We start from the raw sequence: 21558 nt of genomic DNA on the forward strand, positions 1-21558 counted from the left end.
AATAGCCGATTACTATCGGCAACATTATCGCGACAATCGTTAATACAGTTAAGTTGATTTAGACGATTTAATATAAACCGCTGAACAACTAAATCTATTGGTGTTTTAACTAAAAATTAATGTGCTTCATCCCAATTATTACCCACACCAACATCCACTTTTAACGGGACTGATAATTGGTAACAATTTTCCATAATAGATTTAATTTCAGTTCGATACGCATCAACTAATTCATGCTTAACCTCAAACACTAACTCATCGTGCACTTGCATAACCATTCTTATATTGCCAGCTGGCTGTTTTTTAATCCATTTGTTCATCTCAATCATGGCGATTTTGATAATATCAGCAGCAGTGCCTTGCATCGGTGCATTAATCGCTGCGCGTTCTGCGCCGCGGCGCTCAATACCATTTGTTGAGGTAATTTTTGGTAGATATAAACGTCGCCCCGATAATGTTTCAACATAACCATGTTCAGCGGCAAACTGACGCGTTTGTTCCATATAAATTTGCACACCGGGGTAGCGTTCAAAATAACGATCAATATAAAATTGTGCTTCTTTACGAGCTACATTGATCTGTTTCGACAAACCAAAAGCACTCATGCCATAAATCAGCCCAAAATTCACCGCTTTTGCTCGACGCCTTTCTTCTGATGTCACTTCTCTTTCTGATTTACCTAAAATTTCGCCCGCAGTTACACGGTGAATATCTTTGTCATGAGCAAAAGCATTAAGTAGACTTTTATCTTGCGATAAATGCGCCATTATACGTAGCTCAATTTGGGAGTAATCAGCCGAGATGATTTTATACCCTTCTGGGGCGATAAACGCTTGACGAATGCGGCGACCCTCTTCATTTCTAACTGGAATATTTTGTAAATTTGGGTCATTAGAAGATAAGCGCCCAGTCACTGTACCAATTTGGTTATAATTGGTATGGATACGATGATCAATAGGGCTAATCATTAACGGTAATTTATCGGTATAGGTATTTTTTAATTTTGCCAAGCCGCGATAGAACAAAATTATACGTGGCAATTGATAATCGTTAGCAAGTTCACTTAATACCTCTTCACTGGTTGAGGGATCGCCCTTAGGTGTTTTTTTCAATACCGGCAATTGATGTTTATCAAATAAAATAGCTTGTATTTGTTTTGGCGAAGCTGGATTAAATTTTTCGCCAGCCAGTAATTGTAGTTGCTGCTCGGTTTCCCTAAGTTTGGTGTCCAATTCCTTTGAATATTCATTGAGTAACTTAGCATCGACTAATACCCCTGTTCTTTCCATCTCGGCAAGTACCAGAGCAAGCGGCATCTCAACATCAGTAAAAAGTTTGATTAATTTTGGATCTTTTTCAAGGCTTGGCCACAATTTATTATGCAGCTGTAACGTAATATCCGCATCTTCAGCGGCATATTGGGTGGTTCTTTCAATATCAATGGCATCAATAGTTAGCTGTTTTTTATCTAACTTAGTCAGCTCATTATAAGTAATAGTTTTATGATTCAAGTAACGATTAGCCATACTATCCATATCATGGCGTTCGGTGCTATTTAAGACATAAGATTCAAGCATCGTATCAAAAGCAATGCCTTGCACTTTAATATCATAATTAGCCAAAACACTATAATCAAACTTAGCATTTTGCGCGATCTTTTTGATATTAGGATTTTCTAAAATTGGTTTTAATTTTGCTAATACTTCATCAAGTGGTAACTGATCTGGAACTCCTAAGTATTGATGAGCTAGAGGAATATAAGCGGCTTGATAAGGAACGACACTTAACGATATTCCAACGAGTTTAGCATGCACATGATCAACACTATCTGTTTCTGTATCAAAAGCAAATTGCTTACTACTACTTAACTTAGTGAGCCATTGCTCAAGTTGTGCTGAAGTTAAAATGCATTGATAATCAGTTTCACGCTTCGCTTTAGCTGTACTCTCATCGTCAGTAAACAGCGAAAGATTATCATTAATTTCGGTTACTCGTCCTTTCTGCTGTTTTAAAAAGCTACCAGCCATTAACTCTTTTTGCCAGCGGTGAAAACCGTAGTAGGCAAATAATTCGTTTAATGCATTGACATCAATATCACTTACCATCAGTTGTTCGCTAGTAAAATCCAATTCTACATCAGTTTTAATGGTGGCAAGTAGATAAGAGAGTTCAGCCTCTTTTTGGTTATCAATCAGTTTTTGTTTTAAAGATTTTGCGCCACGAATTGAAAGTTTTTCAATTTCATCAAGACGAGCATAAATATCTGTGATGCCACTAAATTCAGCTAATAAGCTTTGAGCTGTTTTTTCACCAATACCAGGAACGCCAGGAATATTATCGGAAGAATCGCCACGCAGTGCTAAATAATCAATAATTTTCTCGGGTGGAACACCAAATTTTTCCATCACCCCTTGAGGATTAAGTACGGTGTTATTCATAGTGTTAATTAAAGTAATGTTATTACTCACTAACTGAGCCATATCTTTATCACCAGTACTAATTAGCACATCCAAATTTTCGCTTTCAGCTTGTCTGGCTAACGTACCAATAACATCATCGGCTTCAACACCTTCAATACATAGTAAAGGTAATCCCATCGCTTTCAAAATAGTATGAATAGGCTCAATTTGCGGTCGAAGATTTTCAGGCATCGCCTCTCGGGTTGCTTTATATTCGCTATAAATCTCATTACGAAAAGATCCCCCTTTAGCATCAAAAACCACAGCGATATGAGTCGGATTAAATTGGTTAATTAAACTACGAATCATATTAATGACACCAAAAATAGCCCCTGTTGGTTCACCTTTGGCATTAGTTAACGGAGGACATGCAAAAAAAGCACGATAAAGATAAGAAGATCCATCAATTAAGATAATGGGTGTGTTATTTGGCATCATAATCACCTAGGTTATGCTATATAATAGTCAATAGTATAACCTAATTGGCAATAATATTCTTATTATGACCGATAATATAACGTAAAAATGTTTAATGTAAGTCATACACTTTAGTATAAAAAACGCGTAAAAAACTGTATCTTACACTGTGACTGTTATATAATATCGTATCTATTTTTTGCCTGAGTATTTGATAAATGACACAATTAAGTCTAGCTGCGCAAAAAGTCAAAGCGGCCTTAGCTGATAAAAATCTTGAAACGCCATCATGTCGTCTAGCTATGGATAATAGTGAGCGTAAGGCTAAAATTGAGGCTCATTTTCGTGAAATTATGAAGTTAATGGAACTTGATTTAACAGATGACAGTCTGGCTGAAACACCACATCGAGTTTCTAAGATGTACGTTGATGAGATTTTTTCGGGGCTTTACTATGAAAACTTTCCGAAAATCACCTTAATTGAAAATAAAATGCAAGTTGACGAAATGATAACCGTTAGGGATATTACGCTTACCAGTGTTTGCGAACACCATTTTGTCACCATCGACGGCAAAGCAACAGTTTCTTATATTCCTAAAGATAAAGTGATTGGTTTATCAAAAATTAATCGTATAGTTGAATTTTTTTCGCAGCGCCCTCAAGTACAAGAACGACTGACCCAACAAATTTTAGTCGCACTACAGACCTTATTGGGAACGGTCAATGTAGCAGTATCTATTGATGCAACCCACTATTGTGTTAAAGCGCGAGGCATTAAAGATTCAAGCAGTAGAACAACGACAACAGCTTTGGGCGGCGGGTTTAAAACAAACCCAAGTACTAGACAAGAATTTTTACGAGCACTCAATCATTATTAACAACAATAACCCGATTTGATTGATATTGATGTTAAGCCCAAACTTAGCATTAAATATCGGTCCAAAACATATTAAAATAAGTGATGTAAGACAATAACAAATCCGGCTTTATATTGCGTGCATCTTCAAGAAAGATTGGTATAATTCTCGGCTACTTAATATAAATAACATTGTTTTCATGAAGATTATCCGTGGTATCGCTAATTTAAAAAATCAATTTTCTCAATGCGTTTTAACATTAGGAAATTTTGATGGTGTGCATTTGGGTCACCAGCAATTAATTCATCATCTTATTAAACAAGGTAAAAAATTAAATTTACCGACTGTTTTAATGTTATTTGAACCACAGCCATTAGAGTTTTTTAATCCTAATAATGCGCCCTCACGGTTAACATCATTTCAAGAAAAGGTGATTTTTATTAAAGAACTTGGGATTGATTATATTATAGCGATTCCATTTACTCAGACCTTTGCCCGCATGTCAGCTGATTGTTTTATTCAAGATTGGTTAATCAATAAGCTAAAAGCCAAATTTATCACTATTGGTGATGACTTTCGATTTGGATTCGAACGGCAAGGTGATATCAACCTTTTACAACACTATGCACATCAACACGATTTTACTGTGGAAAATATGCCAACATTTGTTTGGAATCATTTAAGAATTAGTAGCACAGCAGTGCGCCAAGCTTTGTTGAATAATGATTTTCAATTAGCACACAGTTTATTAGGGCGTGATTACACCATCCAAGGTCGTGTGGTACACGGTAATGCGTTGGCAAGACAACTTGGTTTTCCAACAGCTAATATTCATCTACATCGCAAAAAGCCAGCATTGCAAGGGGTTTATGTGGTTAAAGTTAAAAATTGCTGTAACCAACAATATTATTTTGGCATTGCTAATATTGGCTTAAGACCGACTATTCAAGGAAAAAAAGCAGTTTTAGAAGTGAATCTATTTGACTTTTCGGGTGACATTTATGGACAATATTTAGACGTGACATTTGTCCAAAAATTACGCGACGAGAAAAAATTCAACTCATTGGCTGAGTTAAAACAACAAATTACACAAGATGTTTGCACTGCCAAACAGATCAGTGCACAATTAACCCATTAAAAAGAAGTAGTATCAACCAAATTAACTGGAATAAATCAGCATGACAGATTATAAAAATACACTAAACTTACCGGAAACGGGCTTTCCAATGCGAGGCGATCTTGCTAAACGAGAACCGGCAATGTTACAAAATTGGTACGATAAAGAACTTTATCGTAAAATCCGCCAAGTAAAAAAGGGTAAAAAAGCCTTTATTTTGCATGATGGACCTCCATATGCCAATGGCAAACTTCATATTGGTCATGCAGTTAACAAAATAATTAAAGATATTATTATTAAATCAAAAGGTTTAAGTGGTTATGATTCCCCATATATTCCAGGTTGGGACTGTCACGGTTTACCGATTGAGCAAAAAGTTGAAGAACAAGTAGGAAAACCGGGCGTAAAAGTAACACCTGCTGAGTTTCGTCAAATTTGTCGTGATTATGCCGCTTCACAAGTTGAACTACAAAAAGCCGACTTTATTCGTATGGGTGTACTGGGTGATTGGCAAAATCCATACCGTACAATGGACTATGATACTGAGGCGAATATTATTCGGGCTTTAGGTAGAGTGATTCAAAATGGTCATTTAGTCAAAGGCGCTAAACCTGTTTATTGGTGTACTGATTGTATGTCATCGTTAGCTGAAGCCGAAGTTGAATACTACGATAAATCTTCACCAGCCATTGACGTAAAATTTAAAGCGATGGATAACCAAGCTGTTGCCAGTAAATTTGGTGTTAATACTGATTTAACTATCTATGCCGTGATTTGGACAACAACACCTTGGACATTACCAGCAAGCCGAGGTATTGCCTTAAATGCTGACGTTGAGTATCAACTAGTACAAATCAATGATAAAGAGTGTTTAATTTTAGCGACTGATCTTGTCGAATCCGTTATGAAACGTGCCGAGATCTCAGCGTGGAAAATTATTGGCAGCTGTAAAGGTGATGCTCTAGAACTATTACGCTTTAAACACCCTTTCCTTGACTTTGACGAACCTATTGTACTGGGTGATCATGTTACCGTTGATGCCGGTACAGGTGCAGTGCACACCGCACCAGGTCACGGCGCGGAAGACTTTATTGTCGGTCAAAAATATGGTCTTGAAGTGGCTAATCCTGTTGGTGGCAATGGCTGCTATTTACCGGGTACAGGTGCAGGTTTAGATGGCTTATTTGTATTTAAAGCTAACAAAGTTGTAATTGAAATTTTAAAAGAAAATAATGCATTACTGCATTTTGAAAACATTGAACATAGTTACCCATGTTGTTGGCGACATAAAACACCGGTCATTTACCGAGCAACACCACAATGGTTCATCAGCATGGACAAGCAAGGACTACGTACACAATCATTAAAAGAGATCAAACAAGTTCGTTGGATCCCTGATTGGGGACAAGCGCGAATTGAAACCATGGTAGCAAACCGTCCAGATTGGTGTATTTCTCGTCAACGCACATGGGGCGTACCAATGACGTTATTTGTGCATAAAGAGACCGAAGCGCTACACCCAGACACATTAGCGTTAATTGAAAAAGTCGCTAAATTAGTTGAACAAAATGGTATTCAAGCTTGGTGGGATGCTGATATTAAAGATCTATTAGGTCCTGATGCCGATGATTACCGTAAAGTACCCGACACATTAGATGTCTGGTTTGATTCCGGATCAACTTTCTATTCAGTCGTTGGTGTTCGTCCGGAATTTGCAGGTCATGAAGCAGACATGTACCTAGAAGGTTCAGATCAGCACCGTGGTTGGTTTATGTCTTCATTAATGTTATCAACTGCGATTGATAACAAAGCTCCTTATCAGCAAGTATTGACCCATGGCTTTGTGGTTGATGGTCAAGGCCGCAAAATGTCAAAATCACTTGGCAACATTGTGACACCACAAGAAGTGATGAATAAACTGGGAGCAGATATTTTACGTTTATGGATCGCATCAACTGATTATTCGGGTGAAATGAGCTATTCCGATGAAATTATCAAACGCTCAGCCGATAGCTATCGTCGAATTCGTAATACAGCTCGCTTCTTATTAGCTAACTTAAATGGCTTTGACCCAGCTAAGGATATGGTAAAACCGGAAGATATGGTGGTGCTAGATCGATGGGCTGTTAGTATGGCTAAAGAAGCGCAAGAACAAATCATACAAGCTTATGAAAACTATGACTTCCATAAAGTTGTTCAACGTATTATGCAGTTCTGTTCGATCGAAATGGGCTCATTCTATTTAGATATTATTAAAGATCGCCAATATACAGCAAAAAGCGACAGTATTGCTCGCCATAGTTGCCAAACAGCGCTATATCACATTGCGCAAGCCATGGTACGTTGGATAGCGCCGGTATTATCGTTCACAGCGGATGAAATTTGGCAATACTTACCAGCATCACAAAAATCAGAATTTGTGTTTGAAGATGAATGGTATTGTTCACTCTTTAGTTTATCTGATAGTGAAGCATTAAATAGCGAATATTGGGCACAAATTTTAGCTATTCGTAGCGAAGTCAATAAAGTGCTTGAACAAGGTCGTAACGATAAAGTGATTGGTGGTTCACTTGAGGCTGCTGTGACACTTTATGCCGATGCAAAAATTGCTGATGCTTTAGCAAAATTAGAAAATGAGTTACGTTTTGTTTTATTAACTTCACAAGCTAGTGTTAAAACTTTAGAGTCTGCGCCTGAATCAGCAATACAAAGCGATATCAAAGGTTTGAAAATTGAATTGGCTAAAGCGCAAGGTGATAAATGTCCTCGTTGCTGGCATTATACTGTCGATAATGATCCAACAACGCATTTATGCAAACGTTGTGAACAAAACATCCATGGTAATGGTGAAATCAGACATTTTGCTTAATAAATAGTCATTAATTCATCAAACAAGGGTTATAGGCAACCACACTATAACAATTTAATTTCTTTACCGCCGACAATTGTCGGCGGAAACATAATGAGCATATACGCTATGAAAAAAAACAATGGGCTTTACTGGCTATTGTTAGCAATAGTCGTTTTTATTGTTGATATTGCAAGTAAATTCTGGATATTAGATCGCTTTGCTTTATATGAGTCAGTTAATCTTTTACCTTTCTTCTCAATCACTTATGTGCGTAATATTGGTGCAGCCTTTAGTATTTTTGAAGGTCAACGTTGGATGCTTGCATCTATTGCATTAATTATTAGTGCTGTAATTATCTATATGTTATATCGCAATACAGGCAGACAAAAATTAGAAAACTTTTCATTATCATTAATTTTAGGGGGCGCATTAGGAAATTTATTCGATCGCCTTTACCATGGTTTTGTTGTCGATTTTCTTGATGTCAATTTTGGTGATTGGCACTATCCAACATTTAATATTGCAGACTGTGCAATTTGCGTAGGTATTGGATTATTTATTCTTAGCAGCTTAAAAAAACCAAAGAAGACCATCTAACATGCAAATTATTTTAGCGAATCCACGAGGCTTTTGTGCCGGTGTTGATCGTGCGATTACTATCGTTGAACGAGCGCTAGAGTTATTTGGCGCGCCAGTTTATGTCCGTCACGAAGTTGTTCATAACCGCTATGTGGTTAATCGCCTTAAAGAGTTAGGGGCTATTTTCATTGAAGAGATCAATGAGGTGCCAGACAATGCAATTTTAATTTTTTCAGCACATGGTGTGTCTAAAAGCGTTCGTGAAGAAGCCAAACAGCGCCAACTTCGTATTTTTGATGCCACTTGTCCATTAGTCACTAAAGTGCATATGGAAGTGGCTCGATCGAGTTATCGAGGTGAAGAAGTCATTTTAATTGGTCATGCTGGACATATTGAAGTCGATGGCACCATGGGGCAGTACAATAATCCAGAAGGTGGAATTTATCTGATTGAATCCATTGAAGATGTTGAAAAACTAAAAGTGAAAAACGAACAATACCTTTGTTTTACTACGCAAACCACACTATCAGTTGATGATACAGCTGAAATTATTGCTGCACTAAAAAAGCGTTTCCCAAATATCCGCAGCCCTCGTAAAAATGACATTTGTTACGCCACAACTAATCGTCAACAAGCGGTTAAACAGCTTGCTTCACAAGCAGATGTGGTATTAGTTGTTGGATCTAAAAACTCGTCTAATTCAAATCGTTTAGCTGAACTCGCTAGACGCAATAGCAAGCATGCTTATTTAATTGATTTTGCCTCTGATATTGATCCCGCTTGGTTAGCCAATGCCCGCACAATAGGAGTGACGGCAGGCGCTTCTGCACCCGATATTTTAGTCCAACAAGTTATCGATCACTTAAAAAATTTAGGTTGTACAACACTCACCGAAACCGACGGTATTTTAGAAAATATTACATTTGAAATACCTAAAGAACTTCGGATTGAAGTAAAAGCAAACTAACAGTTTAATTTGATTGTTTTAGTTGTTCAAATTTTGCCAGTAGCTGATCATGGGTCTCGACATGCTCAGGATCAGCAATAATCGCATTTTGAATAGGACAAACACGTTGACAGGTTGAATGATCATAATAACCCACACATTCAGTACATTTACTGGGATCAATTTCGTAGGTGTCAAACCCCATCGAGATCGCCTCGTTCGGGCACTCAGGTTCACACATATCACAATTAATACACTTAGAGGTTATTTTTAACGCCATTACTTTGTTATTCTTAATTCACTTAAAAAATTTGCGCCATTATAACGCAATCCTTAATAAAACCTAAGATAAGATGCAGTAAGCAAATTCAAAATTAGTCTGTTTTATAAAAAAGTAATGTATCAGTATACCCTTATCTAAATAAGGTAATATAAACTATTAGATTAATTAAATGAGTATTTTTGTTGAAATTCAAAAATATATTTCAATTTTTAATGCTACAACCAAAGAGAGCCTTAACACACTTAAAATTGCTTAAAATATTTTCATAATTATTACAATTTATTATCGTTAGTTATCAATGACATTTGATTTTATACGATACAATGACAAAAAATTTTATAAAAAATAATAGGATGAAAAGATTGTCAAAGTTTTTAAAAATTAAAAATATTGCTATAACCTTTATTATATTAGCCATTATTTATCTTGTTTATTGGATTTTATCCCCTTCTGAAAAAGCGATAAATTATATTACCGCCCCAGTGACCAAAAGTAATATTGAAAAAACTGTTCTTGCCGATGGAACTATCAGTGCTTTTAAGCAAGTAAGCGTTGGTGCTCAGGTTTCGGGTCAAATCAAAAAATTATATGTGGAATTAGGCGATGAAGTTAAACAAGGCGATATGATTGCCGAAATTGATGATCTTAAACAAAATAATGATTTAAGACAGTCAGAAGCTTCATTAAATAGTTTAGAAGCTCAACGTAAATCGAAAAAAGCAAAATTAGTTAACTATCAACTTACTTACGATCGTCAATTAAAGTTAGTCAATAAAGGGGTCGGTATTCAATCTGATTTAGATGCCGCTAAAGCTGATCTTGATGGAATTAAAGCCGATATAGCAGCACTAGATGCAGATATCATCAGTGCTCAAGTTGCCGTTGATACCGCTAAAGTGAATTTAGGGTATACTAAAATTCGTTCACCAATTGACGGTGTCATTGTGGCAATTCCAGTTGATCAAGGACAAACCGTTAACTCTGTTCAAAGTGCGCCAACAATAGTCAAAGTCGCACAACTGGATAAAATGACCATTGAAGCACAAATTTCTGAAGCAGATGTGATTAATGTAAAAAAAGGCATGCCTGTTTATTTCACGATATTAGGCCAGCCCAATAAACGTTTTGAGGGGTTAACACTACGAGCAATCGAGCCTGCACCAGACTCAATTAATACCGAAAGTTCATCTAACTCAAGCACCTCCTCTTCAACAACTAAAACAGCTATCTACTATAATGGTTTGTTTGATGTTGATAATCCAAATCATATTTTACGCATTTCGATGACAGCTCAAGTTTATATAGTATTATCACAAGCTAAGGATGTGCTTGCGATTCCATCACAAGCTATTGAAAAGAATTTAGATGGCGATAAAGCTATTGTTTACGTACTTAATCAACATAATGATATTGAAGAGCGAAAAGTCAGTTTAGGTGTCAATAATAATGTTAATGTTGAAATCAAATCTGGGCTTAAAGAAGGAGAAGTCGTCATTGTGAGTAGTATCAATGGCGCACAACTCAATCCTAATGGACGGACCCCAAGGATAAGATTCTAATATGACAAATAATAATCCGCTGATTAAACTGGAAAATATAGTACGTGAATTTCCTGCTGGCGATTCAACCATAAAAGTGCTTAAAGGTATCAATTTGTCGATTAACGCTGGTGAAATGGTTGCCATTATTGGCGCTTCAGGATCGGGCAAATCAACTTTAATGAATATTTTGGGCTGCTTAGATAAACCCAGTTCGGGGGTTTATACTATTGGAGGTCGAACCACTAATCAATTATCTCCCGATGAATTAGCCGAATTACGTCGTGAACATTTTGGTTTTATCTTCCAACGTTATCATTTATTAAGTGCCCTTACTGCGCAAGGGAATGTCGAAATTCCAGCAATTTATGCTGGCGCATCTAATGAATTTAGGCAACAACGTGCTGTTGAAATTTTAACGCGATTAGGGTTAGAAGATAAAATTAATAACAAGCCGAACCAATTATCTGGTGGTCAGCAGCAACGAGTCAGTATTGCGCGCGCGTTAATTAATGGTGGGCAAGTAATTTTAGCCGACGAACCAACCGGCGCGCTAGATCGTAAAAGCGGTTTAGAAGTTATGGCAATATTGCGCGAACTTCATAAACAAGGACATACCGTCATCATTGTGACTCACGATAGCAATATTGCTCAAAGTGCACAGCGCATTATAGAAATCAGTGATGGAAATATTATTTCAGATGCTAGCAATCCTAGCTATCATGATGATGACGATAATCGACAAATTAAACAGATAGAAACAACCAAAACACAAGATAACTGGTTAGCCAAATACTATCGTTTTCGTGATGCATTTAATATGGCAATATTATCTATGTTATCGCAGCGACTACGTACTTTTTTAACCATGCTTGGTATTATTATTGGTATCGCTTCTGTTGTATCAATGGTGGCATTAGGGCAAGGAACCAAGCAAAAAATTCTGTCTGACATTAATTCATTAGGAACAAGCACGTTAGAAATTTATGCTGGTAATGGATTTGGTGATCGTAATGCCGATAAAATCACAACATTGCGATCTTCTGATGCTGACTTTTTAGCTAAACAAAGTTTTGTCCATAGTACCACGCCTAACCTTTCAACTAGTGTCTATTTTCGCGTTAATAATTTGGCGGTAACAGGAACGGTTAATGGGGTTGGTGAACAGTATTTTACTGTACGTGGTTATAATATAACTAAAGGTAAAGCGTTTGATCACACAAGTGTTCTGTCGTCCGCGCAGGATGCTGTCATCGATGAAAATACCGTTAATCGCTTATTTAACAATCAAGATCCAATTGGTAAAATTATTATGGTTGGGCAACTACCAATTAAAGTCATTGGTATTGCAACTAAACAACAGCAAGGCTTTGGTAGTAATGAAAGCCTGAATATTTGGTTACCTTATACCACAGTGATCAATCGTATGGTTGGGCAAACATCATTAAAAAGCATTACTGTTAGAGTAAATGATAATGTTGATCTATCCGTAGCAGAACAAGCGATTAATAAGATTATGCTACAACGCCATGGCACCAAAGACTTTTTTATATTTAATTCCGATAGTATTCGTGAAACCGTTAACTCTTCAACATTGGTGTTAACCCTATTGATATCAACTATTGCGTTAATTTCACTGTTGGTTGGCGGTATTGGCGTAATGAATATTATGCTGGTATCAGTCACAGAAAGAACGCGAGAAATTGGGGTAAGAATGGCGGTTGGTGCTCGCTCTAGTGATATTCTTCAACAATTTTTAATTGAAGCAGTGTTAGTCTGTTTAATTGGTGGTATTTTAGGAATTATACTATCATTTGTGGTTGGACTGATTTTCAATTATTTTGTCTCTTTATTTGCTATGAGTTTTTCAATCATTTCAATTATTGCGGCATTTAGTTGTTCAAGTATCATTGGTATTATTTTTGGTTATTTTCCTGCCAAACGAGCGGCAAAACTTGATCCAATTTATGCACTAGAACGTGAATAATAATCCAATAAAATCCCTTTGCTGAAATAATTCAAACAAAGGGATTGGTTAATTTACAGCTCGCTAATTGATCAAAACAATGAATATTTGCTATGTATTTATCAATTATTTAAAAAGTAATAAATTACTCATTACTGTTTTCTTGATTATCATGTGCTTTGACATTTGGATCTAAACCAACTAAAAAAGCAGTAACTCTCGCATAATCTTTAATAAATGCATCATCACTCGACACATCTAACCCTTGAGCATTGATATAGAATTTACGATTAACAATCAAAGTTGGTATGGATGTTGGCTGCATTTCTTTAATAGCATTAGCTTGTTGCGTCATAAAAGCTTTAACTAAAAAGCTGTCTTTGGTTTTATCATAAGTTTCAGAATCCACTCCGAGTTTAGCAAATACAGCTTTAATATCATCTGGCGTTTTTATACTATGATCTTTTTGTACTGCATTATAAAGTGCTTGTGAAACATTATCTTCAATACCAAGTACATTAGCAATCGCCCATGCTTGAGCTAAATCTTGAGCAAGTGGACCAAAATCCAATAAATGATAACGTTTAATTTTGATATCTTGAGGGATAGCTTTAGCAATAACTTGTGAACCATGATATTGGTTTTCAAATCTATAGCAACTAGGGCAATTAAACGAAAAAAATTCGATCACTTCTTTGTCTGGCGATGGGTTAGTGGGTAATACAATATATTGTTTATCCACTTCAATCGGAGCTTGAGTCGTCGCCGGAGTGGTTGTTTGCGATGCGTCTGTTTTTGCATTAGAAGGCGCTTCATCGGCAAAACAATTTACCGAAAACAGTAATACTCCCATAGCAATAAGCGTTTTTTTCATTTAACTAATTCTCCTTATTCTTTAATAATGCCGCGAGCTTTTAATAGTGCGGTTTTAAAATCTTCTTCATAATCTTTTTTTAGTCCAGGAATGACTTCACTTTTATCAGCATCACGCATCTTTAAGTGATAGATTAACACTTCATCACCCAGATCTTTTAAATCGCCCTCGAAACCAGCTTCCTGACCGAGTTTAACTAAAAATTGTAACAAACTGAGATCTGAATCATTTTCCCAAGCTGACTTTAATAATTCCATTACTTCATCAATACGATGACATTTCATAAATTATACCTTTTTTGAATCTTCAAACCCATTGAAGATGATGATTTAATATTTTATTTTGATATTGTGTTACTTGTTAGTTTAAGCATAACACTATTGATAAAAACAATTTATCAAAATAAATGATGTAAACATGTTTAATTGAATTTATCAACTATTCCATACCTGAAAAACCAATACAGATATATTTCATTTTGCAATTACAACACTTGATAATTTAATCTAAGTATAAAGGCTATGTTATAAATTGTACGATTTAAAATAACTTTGCTATATAGTAATGCTATTTTGTGTTTTGGCAATGTAAAAGAGAAATAATTTATGCAGAAAAGTGCTATTACCGCATTCATTTTAGCTGGAGGTCAAAGCTCACGCATGAATGGTGATGACAAAGGCTTAATCTTATTAAATGATAAACCTCTTTATCAACATGTTATTGATCGCATTGCGCCTCAAGTCGGCACACTAATGATCAACTGTAATCGTCATTTAGATCAATATCAAAAAGCAGGTTATGCCATATTTAGTGATGATTTAGACGGTTTTTTAGGACCACTTTCGGGCATCTATAGTGGATTACGTCGGACCAATACCGATTGGAACTTATTTGTTAGTTGTGATACCCCTTATTTACCCAAGGATTTAATTGCCCGTTTAGCAAAATATACGATAAATTATAGCGCTATCTACCCTTTTGATGGCAAATACTCGCATCCAACGATTTTACTTATACATCGTTGTGTACTTGTACAATTAGAACAATATTTAGCACTAGGAAACCGCAAACTAATGCTATTTTTACAGCAAGTACAAGCTAAAGGCGTAGATTTTAGTGATACGCCAACATCTTTTGTGAATATTAATACCTATGACGAATTAGCCAATGCACATTTATCCTAAATAAAATTTTACGATAACCATGATTGCAATAGTCTCTCTAACCTATCAATTTCATCTATTTGAGTTGACCATGAAGTACAAAAACGTAAACAGCAGTTATGGTCATCAATAGGACCTAAATTATCAACCGCGTAATGAGCAATAATTTTTTCAGCCAGTTGGTTTGGAAAATTAACAAATAGTTGGTTAGTTTGTGGTTTGCTGGCAAAAGTTAATCCAGCTTTTTCAAAGACAGTTTTTAGTTTATTAGCCATATTATTACTGTGTTGTCCCAACTGGAAATACAGATCATTTTGCATCAACTCATTCATCTGTACAGCAACGATCCAGCTTTTTGCTAATATCGCACCTTTTTGCTTCATACTAAAACGAAAGTCTTGATTAATAGATAGATTATTAAAAATAACCATTTCACCAGCAAACGCCCCGACTTTGGTTCCACCAATATAAAATACATCCGTGTATTTAGCTAAATCAGGCAAAGCCAGATCATTATCTTTTGCTGCCAATGCCATCGCTAAGCGGGCTCCATCTAAATAGAGAAAAAGATGATTTTTTTGGCAAAATTGATAAAGATTTTTAAGATCTTGCTGACTATATATTGTGCCTAATTCGGTGGTATTAGAGATGTAAATAAGCTTAGGTTGTACCATATGTTCATCACTGTGATGAAATAATACAGGTGCTATCAATTCCGGCGTAAGTTTTCCATCTGCTGTTGGTACCGTGATTACTTTATGCCCTGTCGCTTCAATCGCTCCGGTTTCATGCACGTTAATGTGTCCGGTATTAGCGGCAATTACGGCTTGATAGGGTTTTAAAATATGTGAAATGACCGTTAGATTGGTTATTGTGCCACCAGGCATAAAATGCACATCAGCATGAGGAGATTGTAATCGTTTTTGGATATTTGTTATAGCTTGTTTGCAATATTCATCTAAACCATAACCCGCTAATTTCTTATTATTAATATCAATAAAACTTTTTAACAAACTGGGGTGAACTGTTTGATTGTAATCATTCAAAAAATCGTTCATATTATTCTCTTTTTGAACATCTGCTGCAAAAATCATGTAATATTGTTTATCTATAGAATATAGTACATTAACATAAACTAGTGATGAATAAAAAAAAGATTATCGGAATTTGTGGTTATAGCGGTAGTGGCAAAACTACATTGTTAAAACAGGTTATTTCACTACTTATTAAACAGGGCTTTAATGTAGGCTCATTAAAACATGCTCACCATGACATCGAATTAGATATCCCAGGTAAAGATAGTTATGAGTTACGTAAGGCCGGCTCAGTACAAACAGCCATCGTATGCGATAATCGTTATGCAATCATCCATGAAACCCCCAATAAACCAGCAGATTTGGCCACAGTGATAAATCAGTTTACTGATGTAGACATCATATTAATTGAAGGATTTAAACACGAAAAAATACCTAAAATTATCTGTCATCGTCAAACCATTAATCATCCCGTTTTTATCGATGACTTAACGCTTGCTATCGCCAGTGATAACCAATTAGATATATCGATTCCATTACTGGATATCAATCAACCACAACAAGTTGTGAAGTTTATACTCGATTACCTATTTAACTGATCTAATGATGATTTTCTGATTGGCAATAAAACGTATTGAGTAAAGTTAATTTTTTATAGCGATGTAACTCATTTACTAGCTTGTTTAACATAAATAGCCAATTGAAAAAAAGAAAGATTAATATTCCAAACAAAAATTTATAAGCATTGGATAAAACAATGTAAATGATATGTTAATATAGCTAACCTTTAGCCATATCATGATTTAAGTAATATGCATCCATTATTAAAAAAGATATTAATCAAAACAAGAAACGTAGTTATTGGATTAATGCTGTTATCTATTTTTCTTATTTTAATAATGCGTTGGATCGATCCGATTGGCTCAATGTTAATGGTGGAAAGAAAAATTGTTAATTGGGGCATCACACAACAGCGGGAATGGAAAGATTGGGATGCAATTTCAGACAATATTAAAATCGCAGTTATTGCTTCAGAAGATCAGAACTTTGCAACACACTGGGGCTTTGATTTTGATGCAATTAATCGAGCATTAATACATAATCAAAATGCAAAAAAAATTCGTGGCGCAAGCACTATTACCCAACAAGTAGCCAAAAATATTTTTTTATGGCCATCACGAAGTTGGCTACGTAAAGCAATAGAATCTTGGTTTACTATCTGGATTGAGTTAATTTGGTCAAAACAAAGAACCCTTGAAATCTATTTAAATAGTGTAGAATGGGGTGAGGGGATTTTTGGCATTGAAGCAGCATCTCGTTATTATTTTAATGTCAGTGCAAACCAATTAACGCCTTATCAAGCGAGTTTACTTGCAGCAACGTTACCTAATCCAAGAAAATGGAGCCCAGCCAACCCCACAAACTATGTCCAAAAAAAAGCAGAATGGATTCGAGCGCAAATGGCTAACCTTGGCGGTAAAAATTATTTAAAACAAATGGAGTAAAGACTGTTTTAAATTAATGTCTGAATAAATTCGGGTACCACCTGACTTGCAGGGCCATAAATTTTAGTTTGAAATAAACTTTCACCTAAACTTGGTTCTAAATTAAGTTCAATCGTTTTAGCACCGGATTGATTAGCAATTTGAACAAAACCAGCAGCAGGATAGACATTGCCCGATGTGCCAATTGAAATAAAATAATCTGCTTGTGATAACGCATCATAAATTTGATCCATCTGTAATGGAATTTCACCAAACCAAACAATATGCGGTCGTATTAATTTATTTTGTTGATAATTAATATCGTTGAAACAGTCAATAATTTCTCCTGTTTTTTCATTACGCGCTTTTAATAATTCTCCATGCATATGAATAATATTTTTCGATCCAGCTTGTTCATGTAAGTTATCAACATTTTGAGTTACAACCAATACATTATTTGAACCGAGTTTTTGTTCTAATTCAGCCAGTGCAATATGAGCTTGATTAGGTTTTACCGATGGATCTTGCAATTTTCTTCGTAACATATTGTAAAAATTATGCACCGCAATGGGATCACGACGGTAACCTTCATAAGTGGCAACATCATTAACATCATAACCTTCCCATAATCCATTTTGGGCTCGAAAGGTTGATAACCCCGATTCGGCTGAAATGCCAGCCCCAGTTAAAATGACAATTTTGGGTGTTTTTAACATATCTATTTTCCTTTTTATTGATAAGTTAAATAATTTACCGTGATATAAAAGATTATTGGCTATATTCGGTGGTAAATATATGTAAGGCTGGTTGACTTAATTTTTGATATTGGCTGTAAGCACTTGCTACTTTAAGCCTTATTTCATCTTTTGATTCACCATCCAACCAACTATTAATCATAGCATGAATACTATAAGCTTCTGGTGCCATACGGTGCAAGGTTAAGATCAATGGATTAATACCTAAATGAGATAGTGGTGGAGTAAAATATTTCTGACTTTTACAAGCAAATACAGCAGCATAACGCGATTTTTGCTTTTCTTGTTGAGTTTTGGATAATGTGATCCAACGCCAACTACCTGGTAAATAACTGCGCCAAGATGACGTTTCCATTAATGCGTTATGCCCAATATAAACAACAAGATCAGCATTACCACCAGCATTGATTTGCTTTTTATCTACTGATAATGACAGCGAATTTTTTCCCGCAGAATAGTCAATAAAATCATTTACCGTATCATCAATGTATTTACCATCATAGGCTTGAGCGATAAGGTAAACATCTTGATTTTGATGCTTATAGATAATCTCTTCTAATATTTTACCATCTTTAGGCTTATTAACTTGTATAACTTGCCACTCTTTTTGCTTAGCAAAATAGGTTTTAAAACCGTAAGCCGCGCCCCAATAGAGATTATTTTTTGGATCTTGACCATTACCAATCGCAGCTGGAACAGGTGCTATACCTTGATATTTGTTATCACATAATGCGACCAGAACATGAATAACTTTTGTGTCGGCTAAACATGAAAAAGATAAAAAAAACGATAAGAATGATATCAACCATAAATAAGGACTAATTTTGTTCATAACTGATACTTTCCCCATCAATTTCATATTTAACTATAACTAAATTTTTATACATCACTTTGCAAGAAATACATTCCAGCATACCGGCAGCATTCTGTTTAATCAATGTATCTTTCCAGATTTCATGATTTCGCTAAATAACACCGTTTTGACCAATAACGGCATTTTTCATCTATATAATAAGTACATTGATTTTCTTGATTATACAATAATTATTTTCCAGCTAATGCGAGTCGACATTTAATACAATTTGCAAAACTTTATCAGTCAGATTATAGCGCATTAAATCGACATAAGTATAAAAATAACCCTATCCAAGCCAAAAGGTAAAACACGTCCTTTATCAGGAAAAGGTTCAAAGCTGTAGTTACCGCTTGCTACGATATCTAGTTCTAAATAGATTGCTAGCCAGTATGGTGAGATAGCTAATTTGACCAATATCCTTACCAAATGGAACATCATGGGCCCAATAACGCCTGGTTTTTGAGTTGATTTGCCAATCAGTCGACAAAAAGAGAAGCACCAAGTAAATAGTAAGGTAATCAACATTGGTTTACGCTTAACCATATAGCTTAGTGTGATAACTTAAAAGCAGTTTCCTTATAAATTTTATGGTTGTAATGTAAAAAATAAATAGGCTGTTTTATGTTATCTAATTTTAAATAAAAAAATTAACCGCCTTAAATAAATAGAGTGAACCCTTGCTTAACGATCGAAAGTTGATATTAATTAATTTTACAGATGATATGATATTATCAATTAGTTGAATAAATTTTTATAAGGTATTTTAAATGAAAACAATTGGCTTAATCGGCGGTATGAGTTGGGAAAGTACCGTTACCTATTATCAAGTAATTAATCAAATGGTAGCAAAATCATTAGGGGGATTACATTCAGCGAAAACGCTATTATATAGCGTAGATTTTCAAGAAATTGAACATTGTCAAGCCAATGGTGAATGGGATAAAAGTGCACTGATTTTAATTGATGCAGCCAAAAGATTACAAATAGCAGGCGCAGATTTTATTGTCATTTGCACAAATACTATGCATAAAGTCGCAGATCAGATTCAAGCAGCAATTACTATTCCAATTATTCATATTGCAGATGTCACAGCTAAAAAATTGATTCAACAAGGTATTAAAACTGTAGCATTGTTAGGTACTAAATACACAATGGAGCAAGATTTTTATAAATCAAAATTAATTGACCAAGACTTAACAGTATTAATACCGGATCAAGAAGATAGAAATGTTGTTAACCAAATTATTTACGATGAACTCTGTAAAGGGATTATTAAACCTGCATCTAAACAAGCTTACTTAACTATTGTTGATAAATTAGTTGAACGCGGAGCACAAGGTGTTATTTTAGGCTGCACAGAAATTGGTTTATTAATTTCACAATCAGATCGAAATATCCCTTTTTTTGATACAGCCTTAATTCATGCAGAAGCCGCCGCTATGCTAGCAATAAGTAACTAAGCATTATCATTTTTATCGTTAATATATTCTAAAATATCTCCAGGTTGGCAATCTAAATATTCACAGATTGCCTCAAGTGTGGCTAATCTAAAACCTTTCACTTTACCTTGTTTAAGCAAAGATAGATTTTGTTCTGTAATACCGATAGCCATAGCTAAATCTTTAGATTTTACTTTCCGTTTAGCGAGCATTACATCTAGATTTATAGTAATTGGCATGTTTAATTCCCCTATACAAACTGCTGATTTTCTTCCGCTAGTTGGCATGCTTTTTTTAATATTTGTCCAATAACCATAATACTGATAGCTGGAAACAATACCATAATATCATCACTTGAAAACGAAAAAGAAAAATAACGTTCAGCTTGGTTGAAACTTAAAATTAAAGTTAATAAAGGCTCAGATAAAATACTAAAAATAGACCAGATGACTAACATTTTCCCAAAAATATAGCAGTGATTAGCTGACCTTTCTGAAAAGAAATCAGATTGACTGTATTTTAAAAAAAGTAATCGCAACTGATAAAATGCATAAATTAAAATAAAGATTTGTATAGTATCAATTAATGTTGCTAAAAAAGCCTGCCAAAACTCGAGTTCAGTTGGATCAACATCAACACTGTTAGATATAAAAAAAGAATACCCTCCTGAGGATAATCCAATATTTTCAATATTAAAAAAGTAATAAAGTGATGGTGATAATGCACCAATCAACATAACTATGATAATAAGGGTTGTTAATAGTACCATAAATCGACAATATTGATTTAAGCGTAAGTTTAATCGAGCTAATGTTGTGTTCATATTTATTTCCTTTTTTATAAAGATTGAGCACAGTCTAGCCTATAAAAATAGAAATAACAATAACAAATTAAAGTAAAACGATAATTTTTTATCGTTTAATGTTTATTTTAAATAAAA

General features: G+C 35.0%; 21 protein-coding genes. 11 read left to right on the forward strand and 10 right to left on the reverse strand.

Annotation, left to right across the window (positions count from 1 at the left end; translation table 11 throughout):
* Positions 1-116 precede the first annotated feature (116 nt).
* A complete protein-coding gene (gene polA, locus A9G09_RS01780) occupies positions 117-2897 on the reverse strand; it encodes a DNA polymerase I (RefSeq protein ID WP_065633205.1) in 2781 nt (926 codons plus the stop codon).
* Between the two features lie 197 nt (positions 2898-3094).
* On the opposite strand from polA, the gene folE reads away from it, so the two are divergent.
* From folE to ispH, 5 genes are all read left to right on the forward strand, one after another.
* The gene (folE, locus tag A9G09_RS01785; RefSeq protein WP_065633206.1) at positions 3095-3754 is read left to right on the forward strand and encodes a GTP cyclohydrolase I FolE; all 660 of its coding nucleotides are present in this window, start codon (positions 3095-3097) and stop codon (positions 3752-3754) included.
* Between the two features lie 178 nt (positions 3755-3932).
* On the forward strand, positions 3933-4871 hold the full coding sequence (gene ribF, locus A9G09_RS01790; RefSeq protein ID WP_065633207.1) for a bifunctional riboflavin kinase/FAD synthetase: 939 nt from the start codon (positions 3933-3935) through the stop codon (positions 4869-4871).
* Between the two features lie 40 nt (positions 4872-4911).
* Complete coding sequence (gene ileS / locus A9G09_RS01795; RefSeq protein ID WP_065633208.1) at positions 4912-7719, forward strand: isoleucine--tRNA ligase; 2808 nt, start codon at positions 4912-4914, stop codon at positions 7717-7719.
* Positions 7720-7827: 108 nt separating this feature from the next.
* Positions 7828-8298, forward strand: coding sequence for a signal peptidase II (gene lspA / locus A9G09_RS01800; RefSeq protein WP_065633209.1), 471 nt, complete (start codon positions 7828-7830; stop codon positions 8296-8298).
* Position 8299: 1 nt separating this feature from the next.
* The gene (ispH, locus tag A9G09_RS01805) at positions 8300-9247 is read left to right on the forward strand and encodes a 4-hydroxy-3-methylbut-2-enyl diphosphate reductase (protein WP_065633210.1); all 948 of its coding nucleotides are present in this window, start codon (positions 8300-8302) and stop codon (positions 9245-9247) included.
* 4 nt (positions 9248-9251) lie between these two features.
* On the opposite strand, the gene A9G09_RS01810 is transcribed toward ispH, so the two are convergent.
* Positions 9252-9506 carry a YfhL family 4Fe-4S dicluster ferredoxin gene (locus A9G09_RS01810; protein WP_065633211.1) on the reverse strand — a complete coding sequence of 85 codons (255 nt, stop codon included), beginning with the start codon at positions 9504-9506 and terminating at the stop codon, positions 9252-9254.
* 365 nt (positions 9507-9871) lie between these two features.
* On the opposite strand from A9G09_RS01810, the gene A9G09_RS01815 reads away from it, so the two are divergent.
* Together A9G09_RS01815 and A9G09_RS01820 are read left to right on the forward strand one after the other, a co-directional pair.
* Positions 9872-11068, forward strand: a complete 1197-nt coding sequence (locus A9G09_RS01815; RefSeq protein ID WP_218056786.1) for an efflux RND transporter periplasmic adaptor subunit — start codon at positions 9872-9874, stop codon at positions 11066-11068.
* A gap of 1 nt (position 11069) precedes the next feature.
* Positions 11070-13034 carry a MacB family efflux pump subunit gene (locus tag A9G09_RS01820; protein ID WP_065633213.1) on the forward strand — a complete coding sequence of 655 codons (1965 nt, stop codon included), beginning with the start codon at positions 11070-11072 and terminating at the stop codon, positions 13032-13034.
* Positions 13035-13158: 124 nt separating this feature from the next.
* Here the strand turns inward: A9G09_RS01820 and A9G09_RS01825 are convergent, their stop codons facing one another.
* Together A9G09_RS01825 and A9G09_RS01830 are read right to left on the reverse strand one after the other, a co-directional pair.
* Entirely contained in the window at positions 13159-13887 is a 729-nt protein-coding gene (locus A9G09_RS01825) for a DsbA family protein (RefSeq protein WP_065633214.1), read from the reverse strand.
* A 14-nt stretch (positions 13888-13901) separates the two neighbouring features.
* Complete coding sequence (locus A9G09_RS01830) at positions 13902-14171, reverse strand: YihD family protein (RefSeq protein WP_065633215.1); 270 nt, start codon at positions 14169-14171, stop codon at positions 13902-13904.
* 321 nt (positions 14172-14492) lie between these two features.
* On the opposite strand from A9G09_RS01830, the gene mobA reads away from it, so the two are divergent.
* Positions 14493-15071 (forward strand): molybdenum cofactor guanylyltransferase MobA, encoded by a 579-nt coding sequence (gene mobA / locus A9G09_RS01835; protein WP_065633216.1) that lies wholly within the window; start codon positions 14493-14495, stop codon positions 15069-15071.
* Positions 15072-15079: 8 nt separating this feature from the next.
* On the opposite strand, the gene A9G09_RS01840 is transcribed toward mobA, so the two are convergent.
* Positions 15080-16108, reverse strand: a complete 1029-nt coding sequence (locus A9G09_RS01840; protein WP_065633232.1) for a low specificity L-threonine aldolase — start codon at positions 16106-16108, stop codon at positions 15080-15082.
* 83 nt (positions 16109-16191) lie between these two features.
* On the opposite strand from A9G09_RS01840, the gene mobB reads away from it, so the two are divergent.
* Both mobB and mtgA read left to right on the forward strand, forming a co-directional pair.
* A complete protein-coding gene (gene mobB, locus A9G09_RS01845) occupies positions 16192-16683 on the forward strand; it encodes a molybdopterin-guanine dinucleotide biosynthesis protein B (protein WP_065633217.1) in 492 nt (163 codons plus the stop codon).
* Positions 16684-16896: 213 nt separating this feature from the next.
* Entirely contained in the window at positions 16897-17589 is a 693-nt protein-coding gene (mtgA, locus tag A9G09_RS01850; protein WP_065633218.1) for a monofunctional biosynthetic peptidoglycan transglycosylase, read from the forward strand.
* An 8-nt stretch (positions 17590-17597) separates the two neighbouring features.
* On the opposite strand, the gene cobB is transcribed toward mtgA, so the two are convergent.
* The 3 genes from cobB to A9G09_RS01865 form a co-directional block, all read right to left on the reverse strand.
* Positions 17598-18284 (reverse strand): Sir2 family NAD+-dependent deacetylase, encoded by a 687-nt coding sequence (gene cobB, locus A9G09_RS01855; RefSeq protein ID WP_065633219.1) that lies wholly within the window; start codon positions 18282-18284, stop codon positions 17598-17600.
* Positions 18285-18336: 52 nt separating this feature from the next.
* Positions 18337-19155, reverse strand: a complete 819-nt coding sequence (locus A9G09_RS01860) for a hypothetical protein (RefSeq protein WP_065633220.1) — start codon at positions 19153-19155, stop codon at positions 18337-18339.
* A gap of 282 nt (positions 19156-19437) precedes the next feature.
* Complete coding sequence (locus tag A9G09_RS01865) at positions 19438-19704, reverse strand: hypothetical protein (protein ID WP_218056787.1); 267 nt, start codon at positions 19702-19704, stop codon at positions 19438-19440.
* Positions 19705-19946: 242 nt separating this feature from the next.
* On the opposite strand from A9G09_RS01865, the gene A9G09_RS01870 reads away from it, so the two are divergent.
* Positions 19947-20639, forward strand: coding sequence for an aspartate/glutamate racemase family protein (locus A9G09_RS01870; protein ID WP_065633222.1), 693 nt, complete (start codon positions 19947-19949; stop codon positions 20637-20639).
* Here the strand turns inward: A9G09_RS01870 and A9G09_RS01875 are convergent.
* Entirely contained in the window at positions 20636-20857 is a 222-nt protein-coding gene (locus tag A9G09_RS01875) for a helix-turn-helix transcriptional regulator (RefSeq protein WP_065633223.1), read from the reverse strand. The genes A9G09_RS01870 and A9G09_RS01875 overlap by 4 nt on opposite strands.
* An 11-nt stretch (positions 20858-20868) precedes the next feature.
* Positions 20869-21441: a DUF2975 domain-containing protein gene (locus A9G09_RS01880; RefSeq protein WP_065633224.1), complete on the reverse strand. Its 573-nt coding sequence runs from the start codon at positions 21439-21441 to the stop codon at positions 20869-20871.
* Positions 21442-21558: the final 117 nt, after the last annotated feature.

This window comes from Gilliamella sp. wkB292, assembly GCF_001690235.1.
GTDB lineage: Bacteria > Pseudomonadota > Gammaproteobacteria > Enterobacterales > Orbaceae > Gilliamella > Gilliamella apicola_F.

What these genes read in the sequence shown, in the direction of transcription:
- A9G09_RS01825 (WP_065633214.1), bottom strand. Translation starts at nt 13,887, where the DNA reads ATGAAAAAAACGCTTATTGCTATGGGAGTATTACTGTTTTCGGTAAAT.
- A9G09_RS01880 (WP_065633224.1), bottom strand. Translation starts at nt 21,441, where the DNA reads ATGAACACAACATTAGCTCGATTAAACTTACGCTTAAATCAATATTGT.
- A9G09_RS01820 (WP_065633213.1), top strand. Translation starts at nt 11,070, where the DNA reads ATGACAAATAATAATCCGCTGATTAAACTGGAAAATATAGTACGTGAA.
- A9G09_RS01840 (WP_065633232.1), bottom strand. Translation starts at nt 16,108, where the DNA reads ATGAACGATTTTTTGAATGATTACAATCAAACAGTTCACCCCAGTTTG.
- A9G09_RS01830 (WP_065633215.1), bottom strand. Translation starts at nt 14,171, where the DNA reads ATGAAATGTCATCGTATTGATGAAGTAATGGAATTATTAAAGTCAGCT.
- A9G09_RS01860 (WP_065633220.1), bottom strand. Translation starts at nt 19,155, where the DNA reads ATGAACAAAATTAGTCCTTATTTATGGTTGATATCATTCTTATCGTTT.
- mtgA (WP_065633218.1), top strand. Translation starts at nt 16,897, where the DNA reads ATGCATCCATTATTAAAAAAGATATTAATCAAAACAAGAAACGTAGTT.
- lspA (WP_065633209.1), top strand. Translation starts at nt 7,828, where the DNA reads ATGAAAAAAAACAATGGGCTTTACTGGCTATTGTTAGCAATAGTCGTT.
- A9G09_RS01865 (WP_218056787.1), bottom strand. Translation starts at nt 19,704, where the DNA reads ATGTTGATTACCTTACTATTTACTTGGTGCTTCTCTTTTTGTCGACTG.
- ribF (WP_065633207.1), top strand. Translation starts at nt 3,933, where the DNA reads ATGAAGATTATCCGTGGTATCGCTAATTTAAAAAATCAATTTTCTCAA.
- mobA (WP_065633216.1), top strand. Translation starts at nt 14,493, where the DNA reads ATGCAGAAAAGTGCTATTACCGCATTCATTTTAGCTGGAGGTCAAAGC.
- A9G09_RS01875 (WP_065633223.1), bottom strand. Translation starts at nt 20,857, where the DNA reads ATGCCAATTACTATAAATCTAGATGTAATGCTCGCTAAACGGAAAGTA.
- mobB (WP_065633217.1), top strand. Translation starts at nt 16,192, where the DNA reads ATGAATAAAAAAAAGATTATCGGAATTTGTGGTTATAGCGGTAGTGGC.
- polA (WP_065633205.1), bottom strand. Translation starts at nt 2,897, where the DNA reads ATGATGCCAAATAACACACCCATTATCTTAATTGATGGATCTTCTTAT.
- folE (WP_065633206.1), top strand. Translation starts at nt 3,095, where the DNA reads ATGACACAATTAAGTCTAGCTGCGCAAAAAGTCAAAGCGGCCTTAGCT.
- A9G09_RS01870 (WP_065633222.1), top strand. Translation starts at nt 19,947, where the DNA reads ATGAAAACAATTGGCTTAATCGGCGGTATGAGTTGGGAAAGTACCGTT.
- ispH (WP_065633210.1), top strand. Translation starts at nt 8,300, where the DNA reads ATGCAAATTATTTTAGCGAATCCACGAGGCTTTTGTGCCGGTGTTGAT.
- ileS (WP_065633208.1), top strand. Translation starts at nt 4,912, where the DNA reads ATGACAGATTATAAAAATACACTAAACTTACCGGAAACGGGCTTTCCA.
- A9G09_RS01810 (WP_065633211.1), bottom strand. Translation starts at nt 9,506, where the DNA reads ATGGCGTTAAAAATAACCTCTAAGTGTATTAATTGTGATATGTGTGAA.
- cobB (WP_065633219.1), bottom strand. Translation starts at nt 18,284, where the DNA reads ATGTTAAAAACACCCAAAATTGTCATTTTAACTGGGGCTGGCATTTCA.